A 20,727-nucleotide genomic window follows, 5' to 3' on the forward strand; every position below is an offset into this window, starting at 1 on the left:
TATTACTCCTGTTCAGGATTTCGTAAGTAATAACCTACTCCTCTACGTGTTACGATCCAGGTAGGGTGACTTGGATTATCTTCAATTTTCTCACGGAGTCGTCTGACCGTTACATCGACAGTACGGACATCACCATAGTAATCATAACCCCAAACGGTTTGAAGCAAATGTTCACGGGTCATGACTTGTCCAATATGTTTCGCTAAATAGTGCAGAAGCTCGAATTCACGGTGCGTCAGTTCAATCGTTTCTCCACGTTTAGACACAACGTAGGCATCCGGATGGATCGTTAAGGATCCGACGGTGATTTCATTATTTTCGTCCTCAACATTTTGCTGTGCGCCGTGCTGATGTCGTCTAAGGTTGGCCTTCACCCTTGCAATCAGTTCCCGTGTACTGAAAGGCTTTGTCACATAATCATCCGCCCCGAGCTCAAGACCCAAGACTTTATCGATTTCCGAGTCTTTCGCCGTCAACATGATGATCGGCATTTCATATTTCTTCCTGATTTCACGACACACTTCCATCCCATCACGGTTTGGAAGCATAATGTCGAGTAGTACTAGATCCGGCTTGATTTCTTCCGCCATTTTGACCGCTTCATCTCCGTCATACGCGCAATGAACCTCATAGCCTTCTTTTTTCAAATTAAACTGTAATATATCTGCAATTGGTTTCTCATCGTCAACAACTAATATTTTCTTTTCCATGTCAATTGATCTCCTTTAGAAAAAAGTAATGTATCATATAAAGTTGTGATTAGTATAGGATTCTTCCTTTAAATTTATCACTTTCTCCATATTAATTCATCTTTAACTCTATCATACCCTTTATTTCGACTATAATCTAAATATAACAAAGGGGACTGACAAATTAAATGCTTGTGTCAGTCCCATGTTTCAGTGCCTCTATTAAATTACAGAACATCCAGTGGATTAATCAACGATCCGTTTTTATATACTTCGATATGCAGGTGAACGCCGGTTGCTTCACCTGTTTCCCCCATGATACCGAGTTTTTGTCCTCTTTCTACCGTTTGACCGGCAGAAACAGAGATCGAATCCAGATGAGCATAAATGGTCTTATATCCATTTCCATGATCAATCACTACTTTGTTTCCGTAACCGCCATCGTCCCATCCAGCTGAAACGACTCTTCCATTATCTACGGATTTAATCGTCTTATCATTTGGACGTGCAATATCGATTCCTTTATGCATTTTCCCCCATCTTGGCCCTTGCTTAGAGGAAATGTAACCGCCATTCGTTGGCCACGCAAAGCTTCCGGACCCTCTTGATGGAGTGGCTTTGGTTCCCTTAATGACGATATATTTCACTGGATCTTTTAATTTTTTTTCTTCTTTTACATTTTTATCGGTTTGAGAACCATTTACCTCTGTTGTTACAAACGTAACGGATTTCTCTCCGTCTTGACCTTCCTGCTTCACTTTCGTATCGCCTTTATTCATTGAAGAGTCTTCTTCGACTTCTTTTTCATAGGCGATCTTTTCGATTTTATTCGCTTCCTTCTTAACAAGAACATGAACTAGCGGCTCATATACAGTAACATTCAATTCCGAACCTATTTTTAGAGCGCCGTCTTCTTTCAAATCTTCATTTAACTCCAGTAATTTCCCCGTCGTCAACGAATGATCTGCAGCGATCGAACTCAACGCATCGCCTTCCTGGACTTTATACTTTTTCTCTTCCGCTGTTCCTTTTTTAAGAAGTTCTATAGCTTCCTTCGGAGACTTTAACTCCTCCGGTTTCACTTGTGACTTCTTCATTTCTACATTTTCTTTAAATGAAATATCCAACAAACGGGTTTCATTTTCCTTCAATACGGGTAAAGAAGTGGATGTAGCATCCTTCTTTCTCTCTTCGTATTCGTTTAGCTCTTTGTCAGAAACATAGGTAAGCTTTAACGATTTAAGTGCTTCTTCAGCCGCCTTTTCATCCTTCAAATAAGCAACCGTTTTATTATTGACAACCAAAGCATACGCATTCGCTTCGATGGATACGGAACGATTTAAATTTTCAATCACCTGTTGATTATTTGTTTTCACCGCTTCAAATACATTCTCAGGTATGTACGTTACTTCTTCATTAAAATCTACCTGATAATCACTGTACTCTTTCTGTGCCTTTTCAAGCTTTTCTCCTAAAACGTCCTTCACTTCTTCCTGACTCGTAACAGCTCCTACATACTCATCACCCATGTAAACATGATAGATGGTTTGCAAATCTTTTTCGGACCCGGCAGATGCCGAAGCTGAAGAAAACGTTAATGTAGAAAGAGCGAGGGTTGTAATTCCAACTCTTTTTACAAATTGGTTTGATCTATGTCGAATATTAAGTTTTTCTAAAATGGGTGATAACTTCTTTCCAAAACTCATTGACCTGCCTCCTATAAACTAAAGCAAAAATCCCAGTTAACGGTAGTTCATTAAGCCTAATTTAGTCAAAATCTATAAAATTCGTACTTTACTAATTTACCATAATTCGACGAAAACCGGGACGCAGAATCGTGATTGTAATACAACTGTATAATTTATCAGAAAATATTCACTGGCACTTTAGGCGAAGATCCCTGTCATAATGGGAATTAAGTGGGTCTAAAGATGGATTCTCGATTGAAATAGTGATGGTAGAAATTAGAGGATATTTGGCGATTTATGTTACACGAGTGTTACAACACATAATAAAAAAGTACTACGAGAGTCAAAGTCGTCGCAGTACTTTTTGTAAGATGGCTCAGGACGGAATCGAACCGCCGACACATGGATTTTCAGTCCATTGCTCTACCAACTGAGCTACTGAGCCGTATTTTGTATGTATGTCCACCATCCACCTCATTAAATAAATGGAAAATGGCGGTCCGGACGGGACTCGAACCCGCGACCTCCTGCGTGACAGGCAGGCATTCTAACCAACTGAACTACCGGACCAAAGTTTTTTTGCGTTAGCAAAAATAACTTTCATTATTTGCGTTAGCAAAATAGGTTTCATATGTATCCTATTTCCGTAAAGTGACATCTGGTAAACCAGCAATCTACCAATAAGGAAATAAAAATGACCCATACGGGATTCGAACCCGTGTTACCGCCGTGAAAGGGCGGTGTCTTAACCGCTTGACCAATGGGCCATGTAAAAGAAAAAATGGTGAGCCATGAAGGACTCGAACCTTCGACCCTCTGATTAAAAGTCAGATGCTCTACCAACTGAGCTAATGGCTCTCTAAGTATATATAAACACGAAGCGAAGGCTTGATCAAAGCCTCTTTCGTGACAACGAAATTAATATTATCACAGTATGATTGTCGAGGGCAACAGTTTTTTTGTTTTTTTGTCGAAAATTATTTCTTGGGGAATAATTTGGACAATAACGGGTTAATGGGGGAAATTAATTTCGTCAAAATGGAGGGTATATATCCTTCCCTTATTATCACCATTAGGCTTTGCATGGGGAAAGGAACTTCTGATTAGTCTTGTCGCTAGGGGAGGAGAAGTAATGAGAAGGAAATCTCTAAGTTTTCTACTTGTTATCGTATTTCCAAATATTAAATAGTAATCTTTCAAAGCTTCAATATGACCATTTTTCGACTTTGCATTGCAATTCGAGCAGTGCCAATTTCCATACTCCCTCACCAAGGGAAGATGATCACATCTTTCACATTTGACTCCAGGTAAAATATCTTCTTCATTTATTTTATATGCTTGCAGAATAGAAAAATTTAGAGGAGTATCGTGCTTTTTAATCATCTTTATAATTTTTCTAAGTTCTTTATCTGTCATCAGACTTTTTTGGAAGTAGTTTTGGAGTTGAGTGATCTTACTGGGGAGTGAGGCGGCGTGGATAACCCTTTTGTTTAATGCAGCGTTTCCGGCACTGATAATGGTTTGAGGGTGGCTTATAACGACCAATCCGTTTACAGGTATTTTAGGGAGGTTATTTTTGTTCAACCATTCTTTTAATTGAATCTCTTGTCTGTTAAGTTGCAGGATTGGATCAGGATAAGCATACTCTACTCCGTTTTTGGTCTGTACAAATTGGTTGAATACAGTATCAAAATTTATTGCACCTGCTATATTTTTCACTTCTAAAATTAAAATAAAGTAATTCGTTAAAACAAGGGTATCAATTTGAAAATAACGGCCATTCACTTCAAGTCTTATATCGTGGAAAATATAATAATTCTTAGGGGGAAGATAACCTAACTGGTAGTCAATCGCTTTTTCTCCATTGTATCCTGCTTTAATTTTTGCGAGGTTTTCTTTCATTAGAGGGATTTTAGGGTAGTCTTTTTGCAATCGCCCCATCACTGCGTCCAATTTTAACAGTGTCAGTGGGATTTTACGTTTATTAACGTTCATTTCAACACTCCAATCATCATTTTATACCTAAATATACTTCTACTAATAATCAATAAGTCCTGCTTCCCTGTGTAAAATCTCGTTAGAAAATTATTATTATCGAGTCTTGAACATATATTATCGACTTTCCAATTATATTATCGAGTTCTGGTAATATATTATCGACTTTCGTAATATATTATCGAGTTCCACCATTATATTATCGACCTATACTCATCCGTCATTAATCTGATATTTTTGGACCTTCCCATCGCAGCACACTCCATATAAAAAAGACCCGCCACCAAAGCAGCGGATCCCTTCCCAATCATTATCAATAAGTCAAACTAGCTGCCACAACCAATCCCACGACAATCGACGCGGAGAACAGGCTGAATCCGATGGCGATGTTTCCTTCTTCCACTTTCTTGGCCAAGCTTGTACGTGGCGTCAGGACATATTCGATGATCCAGTAGGCAATGACCTGGGTCACGATTCCGATGAGGCCCCATAGGAAAGCATCCAGTAGATTAAGGCTGTTTGCCCAGACGGTGTAGATGACGATGGCGAGTCCGATGGCTTTTCCCCATAGTTTCAAGGCGACCGCGATGTTGCCTTCTTTGATTAACTTCGCTTCTGAGAACTTAGTGGTGAAGGCGAAGACGGTAATTCCTAGGATCATCAGTCCAAGGCCTGTTCCGACATGTGCCAGAAAGCTGAGTAAGGCTTCACTTGTTATGATTTGCATGTGTTTCTCTCCTTTTTATATCTCCTGTATTCCGACAGGCAGAAAGTATGATTCGTTATCGGTGATGGCGTTTCCGGCCCGTATTCCGATGGCGCCTGGATGGCCGTTTATGATGAAGCTTCCCACCATGAAGCTTGCTTCTTTTTCCCCTTCATCGGTTGTGATGACCGAGACAGGAAGGGGGCAAAACTTTTGGTAGACAGGCAGGGTCAGCTTATAGGTATCATTCTTATCTTCTAACAGCACCTTTCCTGTGGCTTCCATGATTTTGACGGTATCTCCTTCACGACCGAATGCAGGTTTCTGAACGAAGGTCATCCCGTTTTCCTCGAAATGTTCTGAATCAAGGTAAGTAGGGAGGAAGTAACGTTCGATCCACTCGTGTTCTTCTCCGGTGAAAAATGCGCTTCCTTCTTCATGCAGACCCCAGATGAGGGCCTGAACCCCTTTTGATTGAAGTAAAAAGGCGGAGGGAGGATTCAAGACAGCGAGCTTTCTCTCCAATACCATTTGCATCAGTTCCTGACCGACCTTTTCTTTTGTCAGGGGATCCTCATCATCGACCAGATGCTCGATGGGATAGGTTTGCCGGTATAATACATCGATCCGCTCCCCTCCGGGAGTATACGCCCCATCGTCCCGGATTTGTAGCTGATCCAAGCTGACATATTCCGAAGGGACTCCGGCAAGCGCCTGAATATATTTCGTTGTCAGGTAATCTTCCTCGTGATCAGAATGGGATGTGAAGACGATTTTTGCTTCTCCATCCCTTTGAAGGGATTTCCAGGATGATAAGAGACCCCGTTTCAATTCTTTGGCTAATTGTGCTTCCATCCCTGCATTCGGATTCGGACAATTGAAATACTGACATACCTTTTCATTTACATGATAGAGTTCCTTGATGAATGTTGGCGTATCGCTATTAAATTCTAATAGTTTTATATCCCCGTCAGATACGACAAAATCAAATCTCCCGATGATACATTCTTGAGGGACGGGCTTATACCTGATATATGACAAGGATTCCTCAGGATATCCAAGTTCTAATAGGGTATCATCATCCAGCTCCCGCAGCAGGTCCGCTGTTTTGTCAAAAATGGCGTACACAAGTTTGGATGCTTCATGAATCTTCAAAGGCGTATCTTTTGATAACAGATGGATATCCAATAAGGCGTATTCCATGTTATATAAATCGTGCCAGAACTCGGGCACATCTTTATAAAAGTTTCTTCTTTTTTCACTGTGCGAGGTTGTCATATTACCCTCCAAATCCACCTTTAGAGCCGCTTCCGATTCCTGATTTATAACTCTTGGAGTAGGATTTATAACTTGAGAAATTTTTTAGGGCCGATTTGTTTTTAAACATTTTTCCGGCAAAATAATAGTAGCCGAAGTGAGAGGACCTGTCGTCATCGCAATAATACGTGCCGCTGTCGTCATCCCAATCCCAGTCGTCACAGTCTACATCCGTCGGTTCCGGTGGAAGGTCCTGATTACCGCAGCCACTCACCGATATCGCCATGACCGAGGCGGCTACTCCCGCCATCATTTTTTTCGTTTTATTCATTTTCTTTCCTCCTCCAGCTTATATCCCGTTGCCTTTACATAAAGTATATACACATAGCGATCCTCATCGATTTCAGCAGAGTCGCGTTCCCATTCAACCCCGTCTATATAATAATAAACAGAACCGATGACGCTTAGAATATCAAGGTGATAGTCATGATGTTCTATTTTCAAGATAGGATTATTTTTTCGATGGTTCAGTTCGCGAATTTCCAATACCAATCGCTCAGGGGGAAATAGAGGATCCTTAAGTGGTTCCTCCTCATATGTTTCCACGTAAATGACGAATATGTTCCCTTCTATGGAAGAGGATAACTGTCTGTAGGTGACCCCTTCTTTTACGAAGAACTCACATTCCCTTCTTGCGAGGATTTGTTCGAGCTCAATATCGGGGTAGTGATAGATCGGTTCATAGGAGTCGGTTCCTTTTCTTAATCGATACTCTAATAATGGTTCTTTCATCTATTGGCAGCCTCCTACAATGATTTCTCTAAACTATACGAACCAATGAGGAAAAGGTTTCAATTCCCAGAAGTTCATTGGTATGATTGAACTATGATTTTTAAAGAAGGAGGGTATGTATGATTATTTTCCAAAGGATTTGGAAGCAAATCACGAAGATGGACTTCGGTTTCATTCTTCTATTATCACTGATTATCGTCCTGTTTGGAACCTTTGGCAGTCATTTTTTGGAACCTGAAACATTTCCATCTCTGTTTGACGGATTCTGGTGGACGATGACGACCTTGACGACGGTCGGGTATGGGGATTACTTTCCGGTGTCGGTTGGAGGAAGGATGCTTGGAATCTTCCTCTTCATCTTCGGGATCGGGATCATCGGGGTTTTGATCAGTAAAACCGTCGATTCCATTACCACATTTCAGAAATTCAAAAGGGAGGGAAAGTTAGTGTATACATATGAAGATCATTATATTTATATCAATTGGTCAAAGAAAACGGAAAGGGCCATCGAAGAAATTCTTGCCCATGTTCCCGATGCTGAAATTGTCCTCATCGATATGCTTCCCATCACTCCGATTGAGCATGAGCAGGTCCATTTCATCCAGGGTGATCCCTCTGATGAGAAGGTGTTACTGAAGGCCAATATCTTCGAGGCTAAACGGGTCGCCATCTTTTCTGATTCCAAAATCGAGGATCCTTCCCTGGTGGATGGTAAAACCTTGTTGATTGCGTCTGCCGTCGAAGGCTTATCAAAAACGCATCAACGGGAGGTACATACGATTGTGGAAGTGTCGGAAGACCGACATATTCCGAAGTTCCAGCATATCGCCGTCGAAGATTTCATTTTATCGAATGATTCCGTTTCTCTGCTTATGGCGAAAGCCACCCTACATCCTGGTACGACGACTTTATTCAGGCAGCTCTTGAGTAAACGGTACGGCAACAATATCCACGAATTCAGCGTAAGAGATCATTGGAAGACGATCAAACAAGCCTCTGAAGAACTTCTGGAAAAAGGGGCCATTCTTCTTGCGGTGAATGATAATATGGATTTCAGCGATGCCATGAACAGGGAGCTCCAGCCGGACGATACTCTCTATGTTGTATGCCATGACCGTGTGTATGAACAATTGAACCAATAAAAAAACTCTCAGCCTTTCTAGGCTGAGAGTTTTTCATTTATTAATTCGGGCTCCATACGCTGCGAACGACATTCGTTTGAGAGCGATCTGGGCCTACTGAAAAGATGGAAAGAGGAATTCCTGTTAATTGGGAAACACGCTCTAGGTAGTGACGTGCGTTTTCAGGAAGATCCGTAAGCGTCTTGCATCCTGTGATGTCTTCCGTCCAGCCTGGAAGCTCTTCATACACAGGCTCACAATCAGCAAGGATGTTCAGGTTAGCAGGGAATTCTTCCATGACTTCTCCTTTGTACTTGTAAGCAACACAGATTTTCAATTTTTCGATACCAGTTAAGACATCAATGGAGTTCAATGAAAGATCCGTTAACCCGCTGACACGGCGTGCGTGGCGAACAACGACACTGTCGAACCAGCCGACACGGCGAGGGCGTCCAGTCGTTGTACCATACTCACGGCCCACTTCACGGATCTGATCTCCGATTTCGTTCGTCAGTTCCGTTGGGAAAGGTCCGTCCCCTACACGTGTAGTGTATGCTTTTGATACTCCGACTACGTGGTTGATCTTTGTAGGGCCTACACCAGAACCGATCGTCACTCCACCGGCTACAGGATTTGAAGATGTAACAAACGGGTATGTACCTTGATCGATATCAAGCATAACCCCTTGAGCTCCTTCGAATAGAACGCGGCGACCATTATCGATCGCATCGTTTAAGACAACGGATGTATCGACAACATAGTGCTTGATTTGTTGGCCGTACTCATAGTATTCATCAAGGATGTCTTCAATGTTGAAGCCTTCTGTTTCATAGAATTTTTCAAAAAGGCGGTTTTTCTCTTCCAGGTTACGAGCAAGCTTTTCTTCGAAAGATTGACGATCCAGAAGATCTGCAATACGGATTCCGACACGTGCTGCTTTATCCATATAAGCAGGACCGATTCCTTTTTTCGTTGTACCGATTTTGTTGGCACCTTTACGTTCTTCATCGATTTCATCCAGTTTTAAGTGGTATGGAAGAATCACATGTGCACGGTTACTGATTCTAAGGTTGTCTGTTTTCACATCGCGGTCGTGAAGATACTTCAACTCTTTCACAAGAGCTTTAGGATCAACAACCATCCCATTACCGATTACGGATGTTTTTTCGTTATAAAAAATACCTGATGGAATTAAATGTAATTTATATGTTTCACCGTCAAACTTAATGGTGTGACCCGCGTTGTTCCCACCTTGGTAACGCGCGATAACCTCTGCATGTTCAGAAAGGAAGTCAGTGATCTTTCCTTTTCCTTCGTCTCCCCATTGTGTACCTACTACTACTACTGAAGACATATTAAGCACCTCCGACGGGAATTAGTATTCCCTCTTTTATCAAACAAACTCATTTTATCAACACCGAAAGTGAAAGTCAATTAAAACACGAACGTTTTTATAGGTAATTATATTTATGTTCGTATAATATTGGACTTCCTACCCAAAAACCCTTAGTATTCCTCTGGCTCTGTTCAATTAGCGTATTCTTGATTGTCAGGGGATTCACTCCCTTTCCGCGGACGTTCGGCCAAGCCTCCTCGCTTCGCTCCGGGGTCTTGACTCGCCCGTTTTCCGCAGGAGTCTCGCAAATCCCCTGACAATCTTATAAATGAAAAATTTGAACAGATCTCACTAAGCATGATCATAGTCTGAAGGTGTTTAGTAATCAATTTATAGTGATTTCAGTAAAATAACTGCCCAACTTTAGAAAATGCTGCTATTTTAATGTATTTTGTATTGATAAAAGTCTTTATTTAGAAACTGATGCTTAGAAAGTTGATTGGAGCGGAAGGTGCTCGACTCCTGCGGGAAATGCGTGAAAGTTGAGACCCCGCAGGGCGAAGCCCGAGGAGACTCAACTCACGCCCCGCGGAAAGCGAGCACCTGCAGCGGAAATCAACCGACCACTATCCTTTTTAAAATAAGATTAGGGCATGTTCAGTCAGATTATATAGCGCAATATACAATATTTTGCTAATCTAAAATAAGCATTTTGAATTTTACATACAATTTTAATACTGAGGTGACGATGATATGATTAGACGATTTTTCAGTTATTACCGGCCACACCGACGGCTTTTTTCTATTGATTTTGCGTGTGCGGTGTTGGTAGGTCTTTTGGAACTGGGATTTCCCATAGCTGTTTCATGGTTTATTGATTCCCTGTTGCCCGAGGGAAATTGGAGCACCATCCTGGCAGTTTCGGCTGGCCTTTTGGTTCTGTATCTGCTCAGTTCGAGCATGCAGTTCGTGGTGAACTACTGGGGGCATAAGCTCGGGATCAATATCGAGACCGATATGAGGCGGGAGCTGTTTCAGCATGTACAACGACAGTCTTTCCGCTTCTTTGACAATACGAAAACGGGTCATATCATGAGCCGGGTGACAAACGACCTGATGGATATCGGGGAGCTTGCCCACCACGGTCCTGAAGACTTGTTCATTGCGGTCATGACCTTTATCGGGGCATTTTGGATCATGCTCTCGATCAACATGGAGCTTGCGTTAGTAGCCATCATCATCGTTCCGTTCCTGGTCTGGTTGATTTCGTATTCAAATATTAAAATGAACGCTGCCTGGACAAAGATGTATGGAAACATAGCAGACGTCAACAGCCGCGTTGAAGACAGCGTGTCTGGGGCAAGGGTGGTACAATCCTTTACGAATGAATCCTTTGAAATGGAACGCTTCAACGAAAATAATCAATTCTTTCGTAAGTCCAAGTTGAAGGCTTATAACGTGATGAGCGTGAATTTATCCGGTATTTATATAACGACCCGCTTGATGACTCTGATTATTTTAGTATATGGGGCGTGGTTAAGCTTCTCCGGGGTTCTTTCGTATGGTGAACTCGTCGCCTTCATTCTTTATATCAACGTCCTGTTTAAACCAATTGACAAGATTTCTGCTTTATTGGAGCTTTATCCGAAGGGGATGGCAGGCTTTAAACGGTTCACTGAGCTTATGGACATGGAGCCGGATATTGAAAACCGCCCCCACGCAGTTGAAGTTTCCACTTTGAGAGGCGATATTGCATTTAAAGACGTCACCTTTGGATACGAATCTGAACGGCCGATTCTACAGGATTTATCCTTTACGATTCAATCAGGACAGACCGTTGCCTTTGTTGGACCTTCCGGGGCCGGAAAGACAACGATTTGCTCTTTGATTCCACGCTTCTATGATATTGAAAGAGGAGCCATCACCATAGATGGGATCGATATCCGTGAGATGACGAAGGAATCCCTTCGTTCCCAAATCGGGATCGTTCAGCAAGATGTCTTCTTATTCACGGGGACGCTCCGTGAAAATATTGCCTATGGGAAGCTTGATGCGACACAAGAGGAGATTGAGGAAGCGTCGAGGCGTGCCCATTTGACGGATCTGATAGCATCCCTGCCGAATGGATATGACACACAGATCGGGGAGAGGGGATTGAAGCTGTCAGGCGGACAAAAGCAGCGCTTGTCCATTGCACGCATGTTCCTTAAGAACCCGAGAATATTGATCCTTGATGAAGCTACCTCTGCACTGGATACAGAAACCGAAGCTATCATCCAGGAAGCACTGAATGAATTAGCAAAAGAACGAACGACCCTTGTCATCGCACACCGACTGGCAACGATCCGAAAAGCGGACCGGATATTGGTCGTCACTGAAAACGGGATTGCGGAAGACGGTACTCATGAAGAACTTCTGTCAAAAGAAGACGGTATCTTTACCCGACTCCACGCCCATCAGCACGCAACCATTCTATAACGACAAAAAAATCCAAGCCGAGTAGCTTGGATTTTTTCTGTTACGCAGGAGCGTCGTCAAAGCGCCGCTCGAGATTAACGAATTTATTATATTCTTTCACGAACGCCAAGGATACGTTTCCGACAGGACCGTTACGCTGTTTGGCAATGATGATTTCGATAATATTCTTATTCTCCGCTTCTTTGTCATAGTAATCTTCACGGTATAAGAAGGCTACGATATCCGCATCCTGCTCGATACTTCCGGATTCACGGATATCGGACATCATTGGACGCTTATCCTGACGCTGCTCCACTCCACGGGAGAGCTGGGATAAGGCAATGACGGGTACCTGCAGTTCACGGGCCAGTCCTTTCAGGGAACGGGAGATTTCAGAAACCTCCTGCTGACGGTTCTCTCCGGAGCGGCCACTTCCCTGGATCAACTGCAAGTAGTCGATGAGGATCATACCAAGGCCGTGTTCTTGGGCAAGGCGACGGCATTTGGAACGAATTTCTCCTACTTTAATACCCGGCGTATCGTCAATATAAATACCGGCATTGGAGAGGCTTCCCATGGCCATGGTCAGCTTTCTCCAGTCTTCATCTGTTAAATCACCTGTACGGAGATTCTGCGCATTGATGTTGCCTTCTGCACAGAGCATACGCATGACGAGCTGTTCTGCCCCCATCTCCAGAGAGAAAATGGCCACATTTTCTTTCGCCTTTACGGCAACGTTTTGAGCAATGTTCAAAGCAAAGGCTGTCTTACCCATGGAAGGACGTGCTCCCACAATGATCAAGTCATTTCGCTGGAAACCTGCCGTCATATGGTCAAGATCGGCGAATCCAGTTGAAATACCTGTAACATCACCTTTACGATTCGTAAGGGTTTCGATATTATCATACGTTCGCACAAGTACATCTTTAATATTATGGAATGCCCCTGCATTTTTACGCTGAGCCACTTCCATGATGTTTTTTTCCGCTTCGCTCAACAGGCTATCCACTTCATCTTCCCGGGCATAGCCATCAGAAGCAATATCTGTAGCTGTTCGAATCAACCTGCGAAGCAGGGATTTCTCTTCCACAATCTTTGCGTAGTATTCAATATTGGCAGCAGTAGGAACGGAAGCAGCAAGCTCACTCAAGTAAGCGACCCCTCCGACATCCTCAAGTTCCTTTGCTGCGGCAAGTTCCTCTGTCACCGTAATCAAATCGACGGCTTTCCCGCCGTCCCCCAGATTCAGCATGACATTGTATATCCGCTGGTGAGAATGACGATAGAAATCCTCGGGAATCAATATTTCCGATGTAGTCGTCAATGCACTGGGTTCTAAGAAAATAGCCCCTAATACCGCTTGTTCAGCCTCAATATTCTGAGGAGGAACCCGGTCCTGAAACATTTCATTCATCTATGCTCAAGCCTCCCTTACGATCTAGTGAGCGTTGCCCACAGATCCTGACTTTCATTATCTATATAAAAAAAGAATGGTATTCTACCGAAAAAATGTGATCAGGATAATATCCAGATCACATTTCATATCAAACTATATTCATTTTAACATGTTTTTCGAAAAATGAAGTTACCAAATTTCGTATATTCCAGAAGGAAGATTATTCTTCCGTTACGTGTACCTTTAATGTAGCTGACACATCCGTATGCAGTTTCACAGGAACGTTCGTGTAACCAAGGGCACGGATAGCGTCGTTCATTTCGATTTTTCGTTTATCGATTTTGATGTCATGAGCCTTTTTCAACTCATCGGCGATTTGCTTGCTCGTGATAGATCCGAACAAACGGCCGCCTTCACCAGACTTTGCTTTCATTTCGACAGTGATATCTTCCAGCGTCGTCTTCAATTTCTTTGCTTCTTCCAATTCTTCCTGAGCGATCTGTTTTTCTTTCTTCTTTTGACCCTCAAGTTGCCCCATATTAGCGTTCGTTGCTTCGACTGCAAGCCCCTTTTTCAATAAGAAGTTATGCGCATAGCCGTCCGCTACGTTCTTCACTTCGCCTTTTTTTCCTTTACCTTTTACGTCTTTCAAGAAAATAACTTTCATATCTCTTTTCTCCCTTCAAAATAATCATTTAATGCTTCTTTCAGCTGTTCTTCCGCTTCCAGGACGGATACATGCTTAATTTGAGTGGCGGCATTCGTTAAATGACCTCCACCGTTCAGGTTTTCCATGATGATCTGTACATTGACATCCCCGAGAGATCGGGCACTGATCCCGACTGTTTCAGGATCCCGCTTCGAAATGACGAAGGAAGCAATGACTTCATCCATGGTCAATAAGGTGTCTGCTGCTTGGGCAATGAGGACTGGATCATATATGACATCTTCCTCCGCTTTCGCAATCGCGACTCCTTCACGGTGGAACTTGACCGACTCTATTAAACGGGAACGCTTGATGTACGTATCGACATCTTCTTTCAAAAACTTCTGGACGAGCACCGTGTCAGCTCCCTGTGCCCGCAAATACGATGCAGCATCAAATGTTCTCGATCCCGTCCTGAGCGTAAAGCTCTTCGTATCGACAATGATCCCTGCCAGGAGGGAGGTGGCTTCCAACATCGTGATTTTCTCATGCTTCGGCTGATACTCCAGCAACTCTGTCACAAGCTCTGCCGTGGATGAAGCATAAGGTTCCATATAAACAAGGAGTGGATTTTTAATGAAATCTTCTCCGCGGCGATGATGGTCGATGACAACGACTTTATCGACTTTATTTAACAGTTTTTCTTCAATGACCAAGGAAGGCTTATGGGTATCGACCACGACGAGCAGCGTATCATCCGTTGCCATCTCAAGTGCTTCCTCAGGCGTGATAAAGCGTGGATGGAGGTCCGAGTTTGCTTTGATTTCCTTCATCAAACGTTTCACACCGTTGTCGATTTCATTAAAGTTCAGGACGACGTACCCTTCCCGTTGGTTCATCTGAGCCACTTTCCGTATCCCGATGGCCGCTCCGATGGCGTCCATATCGGGATGCTTATGACCCATGATGATGACTTTGTCACTCTCGACCATGATTTCCTTCAAGGCATGGGAAATGACTCTGGCCCGGACGCGGGTGCGTTTTTCCATCGGATTGGTTTTTCCGCCATAGAATTTAACCTTTCCATTGGTCTGTTTGATGGCTACCTGATCCCCACCCCGACCCAAGGCAAGGTCCAGACTTGATTGGGCGAGTGTCCCGAGTTCAGGCAGGGAGGAAACCCCTGTCCCGACACCGATACTTAAAGTGAGGGGAACATTCTGCTTTGAAGTTGTATCCCTTACATCATCCAGGATGCCGAATTTTTCTTTCTCCAGCACCTGAAGGATCTTCTCGTTTATGACGGCGATAAAGCGCTCCGAAGATACCCTCTTCAGAAACACACCGTATTCTTTTGCCCACTTATTCAGAATGGATGTCACGAGGCTGTTCAGGCTGCTTCTCGTCTGGTCATCCATCCCCTGGGTCAATTCATCATAATTATCCAGAAAGATGATTCCAATATTTGTGCGTTCATCATGATATTGCTTTTCAATTTCCTTCTGTTCTGTGACATCGAAGAAATAGAGCAATTTTTCTTTGAGCTTCAATACGACGTGATACTTTCTCTCATTAATCGTCACAATTTCAGAATCGACTTCCTGCTTGATTAATGGGACAAGTGATTCCGCCACATCGTATAACGATCTTCCAACGACTGTATCTTCATTGAAACATGAGGCCAGAAAAGGATTTGTCCATTCTATGTAATATTCATCATTGATCAACATGATCCCAATCGGCATCTCCATAAGAGCTTCTTCCCCTACCCGCTTTACGCGATAAGATAGAGTGGAGATATATTCCTCTGTTTCGTCATGAGACCTTCTCTCGAAATAAAATGCGAGAAAATACACGATTCCAAAGACAATCAACCCTATTAACGAAATGATCCATTGGTAAAAGGCCACCGATATTAACAATAGAGCTGTTAATATAGCTAGTCCGTACAACGGGTAGCGGATCATTCGCTTATTAAAATAAGATGGCATGATTTCAGCTCCTGGAACTTAAATTTCTATGACTTGCGTTGTAGGCGTTGTCTTAGATCAAACCCTAAGTCAATTATACCTAAAATTCGCACGAGATAAAGAAGAGGAATCGAAATGATTGTCAATAATACCAAAATCCCTTTGGACCACCCTTTGACATGGGCAAAGAAATAGAGGAATGACAGCCCTTGAACCGCCATTAATGTCTGAAGAACATACAAGACATTGATCAGTGCAGTATAAGCATACGTTCCTTTCTCCGGTTGCAGGATCATGGAAAGCACCAGGGTAAGTAAATAATACCAAAGAATGCTCTTGGGAAGCTTCCAATCCCTGAATGGTTTGAATACCGGAACCTCTCTTCCCAGACGCTTCATTATCGGAAAGTTGATCACAATAAATAGCAATGCCAGAACGACGGAGATGCCAACGAACAACGTGGGAATTAACGTTTGAACAAGATCAATCGAACGTTCCAGACTATCGATCAGCTTCTTATCCGGTTCCTGACCAAGCGTCTCAAAGATAGAAGAATATGCAGCCTTTGATTCCTTTAGGCTATCTTCAATCATATTAACGCCAAAAAATTGAATTGAAACGACGAATCCAATCACAATATTCAATACCAGTGTAAGACTCGCAGCAAAAAAGAGTCTCATTTTACCCACTTTAGCCTTCACACACCAACCAATGACCACTCCGGTCGTAGCGACCATAAAGGCAACCGGCAGTGCGACCAAGCCACCGAACAGAAATGAGAGTCCAAGTGATCCAATCAATACGTAGATGGAGTTCCATAACGAGTATTTGGAACTGAATAAAATAAGGGGAAGGGGCAGCACAAAAAATGCTAGGGTCCCAATGAACGGAACATATAAACTCAATAACATTAACACAGTAAAGATGGCGAGCATAAGCGCACCTTCAGTCAACACACGGGGATTCCTCACTCAAAACGCTCCTTACGATAAAATAAACAACATACAATAGCACTATCATATCAATTTTAGAGATAGATTTCATCTTATGGGGGCTTGGAATACGTAACAAGACTAGATGATTCAAGTTTGAATGAAACTTTCGACAAACTTCTGTCACTTCCCATTAAACTTATCCCAAAGTATGAAACCACCACATCATGACAAAAAAAGAGGGAAACCCTCTCAACATGCAACATTTCTTCATCTACTCTAGTATGCACTCACTCTAAAAAGGTGTATACGTAGTAGATAAAGAATGGCTATGTGTCAGGGCCACCCTCTAACGCAGATTATGAAATTTTAAACCGTTCAATCGATGCTTGAAGCTCCTGGCTTAAGTCCGTCAGACGCTCAGCCGCTTCTGTAACGGATTGGACAGCCCTTACCTGTTCTTCTGTCGAAGCACTCATTTCCTCGCAGGAAGCCGCTGTTTGTTCAGCTGTAGCCGCCATCATTTGGATCACGTTGACCACTTCATCCTTTTCAAGGTTGATTTGGCCCACTTCGTTGTACATATTCTCAATCTCACGCTGCATGGTTTTCATTAATTGTGAGGTTTGATCGAACACAGTGTTCGTTTTTTGAATCACATCGTTTTGGACCTCGAATGTTTCTTTCGTCTTGACCATTTCATCCACCGCTTGGTGAGACCCTTGCTGGATTTCAACAATTGTACGTTTTACCTCTTCGGTTGCTTTAACAGATTGATCTGCAAGCTTGCGCACTTCTTCAGCCACTACAGCGAACCCTTTGCCGTGTTCTCCGGCCCGTGCAGCTTCTATGCTGGCATTCAGAGCAAGGAGATTGGTCTGGGAAGAGATTTCCGTTATCGTGCCCATCACTGACTCAATCGTTTTTACTTTTGCTTCCAGGCTAAGGATGACATTTTCCATGGAAGAAATGTACTCACTGGAAGAATGATAGGCATTTTTTAATTCTTTTACCTGATTCATTCCGGACTGGTTCATATCATCTGCTTGACCTGCCAGCTCAGACATGGCTTTGGACTTTTCATAAACCCCATCAATTCTTCTTCCAAGGTGCTCGGTTTGAAGATGCGCTCGATCAGAGTCGGCAGCTGACTGGGAAGCACCGCTGGCAATTTCATTCACTGCCCTTGCCATCTCTTCACTTGAGGCATTCGTCTCCTCCGACACTGCACTCAACCCTTCGGCAGATTCCCTAACATTATAAATGGAACCCTGAACGACCTTGATCGTATCTTTCATATTCATGATCATCTTATTTAAATCCAGCGCCAATAATCCCGTTTCATCTTTCGTCTTTATGGTAGATTGAATGGATAAATCACCGGACGAAACGTTCGTGACCGTCTTTTGCAGTTCCTTAATCGGTTTTGTCATCATATTCGCTATGATGACTACCAATATCAGCATGATGACCAGTGCAATAAGCGCTGTAATCAGAAGTAGACGTTCAATGTCTTTCGAAGATTGGATAAGATCCTCCATATTATAAGCGGATCCCACTTTCCAATTCGTCTTTGGCACCGTAGTGTATACTAATACTTTTTTATCGCCTTCCAATTCATAACGGATCGTGTCGGAATCTTTTTCTGATTTCAGCATTTTACTGATGAAAGGGAATGTAGATAGATTCTCGCCGCGCTTGGTTGGATGGACGATGGCTGTACCGTCAAGACCGATTAAGAACGGGTAACCATTATATCCGATCTCCATCTTGGATACTCTATCGGTCAGTTTCGACAAGTTGATATCAACACCAAGTACACCCACCACTTTGTTCTCAGAGACTATGGCCCTTGAAGCCGTAATGATGTATTCCTCCGTTGCCGTGTCTACATAGGGTTCACTCCATACAACGCCCGCCCTTGCTTCTGCAGCATTTTTATACCAATCCCTGCTGGTTGGATCAAAGTCGCTCGGTAACGAGACAGAAGGGACGATTTTTAACTTCTTATTCGGTGAAGCAAAGTAGATGGAGGTAGCTTCTTCATATAAACTTAGATAATTGTCAAAGTCGGACTGAATATTTGCATACAGCTCCGTATCATCTGCACCCTTTTCGGTTTGCATCTGTGCTTTGGCGTAATCCTTCAAAGAGTTGGAAATCGAATACTGATCGATACTCTTTTCGTACTGCCCGAGGAACAACTGTACGGAATTGTTAAGCTCTCCTACAATCCCTTGAGTCTGACTGATGACTTCATCTTCCGTTTTCATTCTCGTCTGCCAGCTGGTGATGGAAATGATGGCAGCCAATGAAACCATAAATAAAATGGAAATGATGACGATAAGCTTCATTCTAATCGATGATAAGATAAATCTTTTTTTACGCTCTTTTTTGTTTTTGATTTTCTTCACCTGATTTCCCCCTTTTCCTACAAAAAACATCTATGTACACACTTAATCATCGACATTTTTCTTCAATTCTTTATAGGTTGGAGGAAATTCGCAGGATTTAAGACATAATAAAAAGCAGCAGAGACAAGTCTCTGCTGCTTGGACCGATGATCTTATTCACCAGTAACATATGGAAGTAATGCCATTGTACGAGCGCGTTTGATCGCACGAGTCAACTTACGTTGGTACTTAGCGTTAGTTCCAGTTACACGACGTGGAAGGATCTTTCCACGCTCAGATACGAATTTCTTAAGAAGATCAACATCTTTGAAATCGATATGTGTAATTCCGTTTGCTGTGAAGTAGCACACCTTACGACGTCTACGTCCACCTCTACGTCCTCCTGCCATTTGTTTCGCCTCCTATCTTGTTAGGTTTTGTTATCGTTCGTTTAGAATGGAAGATCATCATCGGAAATGTCGATCGGCTGACCGTCATTCGCGAATGGATCTTCATCTACACGTGTATAGTTGTTGTTATTGTTGTTGCGCTGTTGATTCTGATTCTGACTATACGGATTTCCTTGGTCGCGTTGACCTCCACCCGAATAGCCCGGACTTCCTCCACGATCGCCTTGGTTCGCACTACGCGGTTCTAAGAACTGAACGCTTTCTGCTACGACTTCCGTCATAAACACACGACGTCCATCCTGTCCTTCGAAATTACGAGTTTGAATACGACCGTCAACGCCAGCTAAGCTGCCTTTTTTAAGAAAGTTTGCTACATTCTCTGCAGGGCGACGCCATACAACGCAGTTAATAAAATCTGCTTCCCGTTCTCCTGATTGATTCGTAAAACTACGATTGACAGCCAGTGTGAACGAAGCAACAGCCACTCCACTTGGAGTATATTTTAATTCAGGGTCTTTGGTTAAACGCCCTACTAATACAACTCGGTTCATCATCAGAATCAACCCCTTCCTTCTAGTTTACTGTTTCACGTGAAACAGCTGTAGAAGTGTATATCTTAAAAAACGTTCGGATTATTCTTCTTCTTTAACAACGATATGACGGATAATATCATCGCTGATTTTAGCTAAACGATCGAATTCGTTAACTGCATCAGAAGTAGCGTTCATCTTAACTAGTTGATAGAAACCATCGCGAAAATCGTTGATTTCATACGCTAAACGACGTTTACCCCAATCTTTTGACTCGATGATTTCCGCACCGTTAGTTGATAGAACGTTATCGAAACGCTCAACTACTGCCTTCTTTGACTCATCGTCAATGTTTGGGCGGACAATGTACATAACTTCGTACTTTCTCATCTGAATGTCACCTCCTCGT

At 42.8% G+C, this 20,727-nt stretch carries 18 protein-coding genes and 4 tRNA genes; 2 read left to right on the forward strand and 20 right to left on the reverse strand.

Features of this window, described 5'->3' with window-relative positions:
- Window positions 1-2: 2 nt before the first annotated feature.
- From yycF to LCL96_RS19470, 11 genes are all read right to left on the reverse strand, one after another.
- Window positions 3-710, reverse strand: coding sequence for a response regulator YycF (yycF, locus tag LCL96_RS19420; RefSeq protein ID WP_098351380.1), 708 nt, complete (start codon window positions 708-710; stop codon window positions 3-5).
- A gap of 206 nt (window positions 711-916) precedes the next feature.
- On the reverse strand, window positions 917-2,395 hold the full coding sequence (locus LCL96_RS19425; protein ID WP_224944394.1) for a M23 family metallopeptidase: 1,479 nt from the start codon (window positions 2,393-2,395) through the stop codon (window positions 917-919).
- Window positions 2,396-2,749: 354 nt separating this feature from the next.
- Window positions 2,750-2,822: transfer RNA gene (locus LCL96_RS19430), tRNA-Phe, on the reverse strand.
- Window positions 2,823-2,870: 48 nt separating this feature from the next.
- Window positions 2,871-2,947 (reverse strand) — tRNA-Asp (locus LCL96_RS19435).
- 125 nt (window positions 2,948-3,072) lie between these two features.
- Window positions 3,073-3,144, reverse strand: a tRNA-Glu gene (locus tag LCL96_RS19440).
- Window positions 3,145-3,159: 15 nt separating this feature from the next.
- A tRNA-Lys gene (locus LCL96_RS19445) sits at window positions 3,160-3,235 on the reverse strand.
- A gap of 153 nt (window positions 3,236-3,388) precedes the next feature.
- The gene (locus LCL96_RS19450) at window positions 3,389-4,372 is read right to left on the reverse strand and encodes a nuclease-related domain-containing protein (RefSeq protein WP_224944396.1); all 984 of its coding nucleotides are present in this window, start codon (window positions 4,370-4,372) and stop codon (window positions 3,389-3,391) included.
- A gap of 313 nt (window positions 4,373-4,685) precedes the next feature.
- Window positions 4,686-5,099 carry a DUF350 domain-containing protein gene (locus LCL96_RS19455; RefSeq protein ID WP_224944398.1) on the reverse strand — a complete coding sequence of 138 codons (414 nt, stop codon included), beginning with the start codon at window positions 5,097-5,099 and terminating at the stop codon, window positions 4,686-4,688.
- Window positions 5,100-5,114: 15 nt separating this feature from the next.
- Window positions 5,115-6,356 carry a glutathionylspermidine synthase family protein gene (locus LCL96_RS19460; protein WP_224944399.1) on the reverse strand — a complete coding sequence of 414 codons (1,242 nt, stop codon included), beginning with the start codon at window positions 6,354-6,356 and terminating at the stop codon, window positions 5,115-5,117.
- A 1-nt stretch (window position 6,357) separates the two neighbouring features.
- The gene (locus LCL96_RS19465) at window positions 6,358-6,666 is read right to left on the reverse strand and encodes a hypothetical protein (RefSeq protein WP_224944401.1); all 309 of its coding nucleotides are present in this window, start codon (window positions 6,664-6,666) and stop codon (window positions 6,358-6,360) included.
- Window positions 6,663-7,127: a hypothetical protein gene (locus LCL96_RS19470; protein ID WP_224944402.1), complete on the reverse strand. Its 465-nt coding sequence runs from the start codon at window positions 7,125-7,127 to the stop codon at window positions 6,663-6,665. Before LCL96_RS19470 ends, LCL96_RS19465 begins: the two co-directional genes overlap by 4 nt.
- A gap of 119 nt (window positions 7,128-7,246) precedes the next feature.
- On the opposite strand from LCL96_RS19470, the gene LCL96_RS19475 reads away from it, so the two are divergent.
- Window positions 7,247-8,269, forward strand: a complete 1,023-nt coding sequence (locus tag LCL96_RS19475; RefSeq protein WP_224944403.1) for a potassium channel family protein — start codon at window positions 7,247-7,249, stop codon at window positions 8,267-8,269.
- A 40-nt stretch (window positions 8,270-8,309) separates the two neighbouring features.
- Here the strand turns inward: LCL96_RS19475 and LCL96_RS19480 are convergent, their stop codons facing one another.
- Window positions 8,310-9,602 (reverse strand): adenylosuccinate synthase, encoded by a 1,293-nt coding sequence (locus LCL96_RS19480; RefSeq protein ID WP_224944404.1) that lies wholly within the window; start codon window positions 9,600-9,602, stop codon window positions 8,310-8,312.
- Window positions 9,603-10,337: 735 nt separating this feature from the next.
- Between LCL96_RS19480 and LCL96_RS19485 the strand changes: the two genes are divergently transcribed.
- The gene (locus tag LCL96_RS19485; protein WP_224944405.1) at window positions 10,338-12,062 is read left to right on the forward strand and encodes an ABC transporter ATP-binding protein; all 1,725 of its coding nucleotides are present in this window, start codon (window positions 10,338-10,340) and stop codon (window positions 12,060-12,062) included.
- A 40-nt stretch (window positions 12,063-12,102) separates the two neighbouring features.
- Here the strand turns inward: LCL96_RS19485 and dnaB are convergent, their stop codons facing one another.
- The 8 genes from dnaB to rpsF form a co-directional block, all read right to left on the reverse strand.
- Window positions 12,103-13,455, reverse strand: a complete 1,353-nt coding sequence (dnaB, locus tag LCL96_RS19490; RefSeq protein WP_034764791.1) for a replicative DNA helicase — start codon at window positions 13,453-13,455, stop codon at window positions 12,103-12,105.
- 202 nt (window positions 13,456-13,657) lie between these two features.
- A complete protein-coding gene (gene rplI / locus LCL96_RS19495) occupies window positions 13,658-14,104 on the reverse strand; it encodes a 50S ribosomal protein L9 (RefSeq protein ID WP_224944406.1) in 447 nt (148 codons plus the stop codon).
- Window positions 14,101-16,074, reverse strand: coding sequence for a DHH family phosphoesterase (locus LCL96_RS19500; RefSeq protein WP_224944408.1), 1,974 nt, complete (start codon window positions 16,072-16,074; stop codon window positions 14,101-14,103). Before LCL96_RS19500 ends, rplI begins: the two co-directional genes overlap by 4 nt.
- A 26-nt stretch (window positions 16,075-16,100) precedes the next feature.
- Complete coding sequence (locus tag LCL96_RS19505; RefSeq protein WP_224944409.1) at window positions 16,101-17,024, reverse strand: YybS family protein; 924 nt, start codon at window positions 17,022-17,024, stop codon at window positions 16,101-16,103.
- Between the two features lie 320 nt (window positions 17,025-17,344).
- On the reverse strand, window positions 17,345-19,399 hold the full coding sequence (locus tag LCL96_RS19510; protein WP_224944410.1) for a methyl-accepting chemotaxis protein: 2,055 nt from the start codon (window positions 19,397-19,399) through the stop codon (window positions 17,345-17,347).
- A gap of 152 nt (window positions 19,400-19,551) precedes the next feature.
- Entirely contained in the window at window positions 19,552-19,788 is a 237-nt protein-coding gene (gene rpsR, locus LCL96_RS19515) for a 30S ribosomal protein S18 (protein WP_034764780.1), read from the reverse strand.
- 41 nt (window positions 19,789-19,829) lie between these two features.
- The gene (gene ssb / locus LCL96_RS19520) at window positions 19,830-20,342 is read right to left on the reverse strand and encodes a single-stranded DNA-binding protein (protein ID WP_044340263.1); all 513 of its coding nucleotides are present in this window, start codon (window positions 20,340-20,342) and stop codon (window positions 19,830-19,832) included.
- Window positions 20,343-20,420: 78 nt separating this feature from the next.
- A complete protein-coding gene (gene rpsF, locus LCL96_RS19525) occupies window positions 20,421-20,708 on the reverse strand; it encodes a 30S ribosomal protein S6 (protein ID WP_224944413.1) in 288 nt (95 codons plus the stop codon).
- Between the last annotated feature and the right edge of the window lie 19 nt (window positions 20,709-20,727).

Origin of the sequence: Rossellomorea aquimaris (assembly GCF_020172085.1) — a bacterium.
Classification (GTDB): Bacteria; Bacillota; Bacilli; order Bacillales; family Bacillaceae_B; genus Rossellomorea; species Rossellomorea aquimaris_E.

Bases quoted from the DNA above. Each gene is read 5' to 3' on its own strand.
- LCL96_RS19480 (WP_224944404.1), bottom strand. From the start codon at position 9,602: ATGTCTTCAGTAGTAGTAGTAGGTACACAATGGGGAGACGAAGGAAAA.
- LCL96_RS19485 (WP_224944405.1), top strand. From the start codon at position 10,338: ATGATTAGACGATTTTTCAGTTATTACCGGCCACACCGACGGCTTTTT.
- ssb (WP_044340263.1), bottom strand. From the start codon at position 20,342: ATGATGAACCGAGTTGTATTAGTAGGGCGTTTAACCAAAGACCCTGAA.
- yycF (WP_098351380.1), bottom strand. From the start codon at position 710: ATGGAAAAGAAAATATTAGTTGTTGACGATGAGAAACCAATTGCAGAT.
- rplI (WP_224944406.1), bottom strand. From the start codon at position 14,104: ATGAAAGTTATTTTCTTGAAAGACGTAAAAGGTAAAGGAAAAAAAGGC.
- LCL96_RS19450 (WP_224944396.1), bottom strand. From the start codon at position 4,372: ATGAACGTTAATAAACGTAAAATCCCACTGACACTGTTAAAATTGGAC.
- LCL96_RS19475 (WP_224944403.1), top strand. From the start codon at position 7,247: ATGATTATTTTCCAAAGGATTTGGAAGCAAATCACGAAGATGGACTTC.
- LCL96_RS19470 (WP_224944402.1), bottom strand. From the start codon at position 7,127: ATGAAAGAACCATTATTAGAGTATCGATTAAGAAAAGGAACCGACTCC.
- dnaB (WP_034764791.1), bottom strand. From the start codon at position 13,455: ATGAATGAAATGTTTCAGGACCGGGTTCCTCCTCAGAATATTGAGGCT.
- rpsR (WP_034764780.1), bottom strand. From the start codon at position 19,788: ATGGCAGGAGGACGTAGAGGTGGACGTAGACGTCGTAAGGTGTGCTAC.
- LCL96_RS19500 (WP_224944408.1), bottom strand. From the start codon at position 16,074: ATGCCATCTTATTTTAATAAGCGAATGATCCGCTACCCGTTGTACGGA.
- rpsF (WP_224944413.1), bottom strand. From the start codon at position 20,708: ATGAGAAAGTACGAAGTTATGTACATTGTCCGCCCAAACATTGACGAT.
- LCL96_RS19455 (WP_224944398.1), bottom strand. From the start codon at position 5,099: ATGCAAATCATAACAAGTGAAGCCTTACTCAGCTTTCTGGCACATGTC.
- LCL96_RS19425 (WP_224944394.1), bottom strand. From the start codon at position 2,395: ATGAGTTTTGGAAAGAAGTTATCACCCATTTTAGAAAAACTTAATATT.
- LCL96_RS19465 (WP_224944401.1), bottom strand. From the start codon at position 6,666: ATGAATAAAACGAAAAAAATGATGGCGGGAGTAGCCGCCTCGGTCATG.
- LCL96_RS19460 (WP_224944399.1), bottom strand. From the start codon at position 6,356: ATGACAACCTCGCACAGTGAAAAAAGAAGAAACTTTTATAAAGATGTG.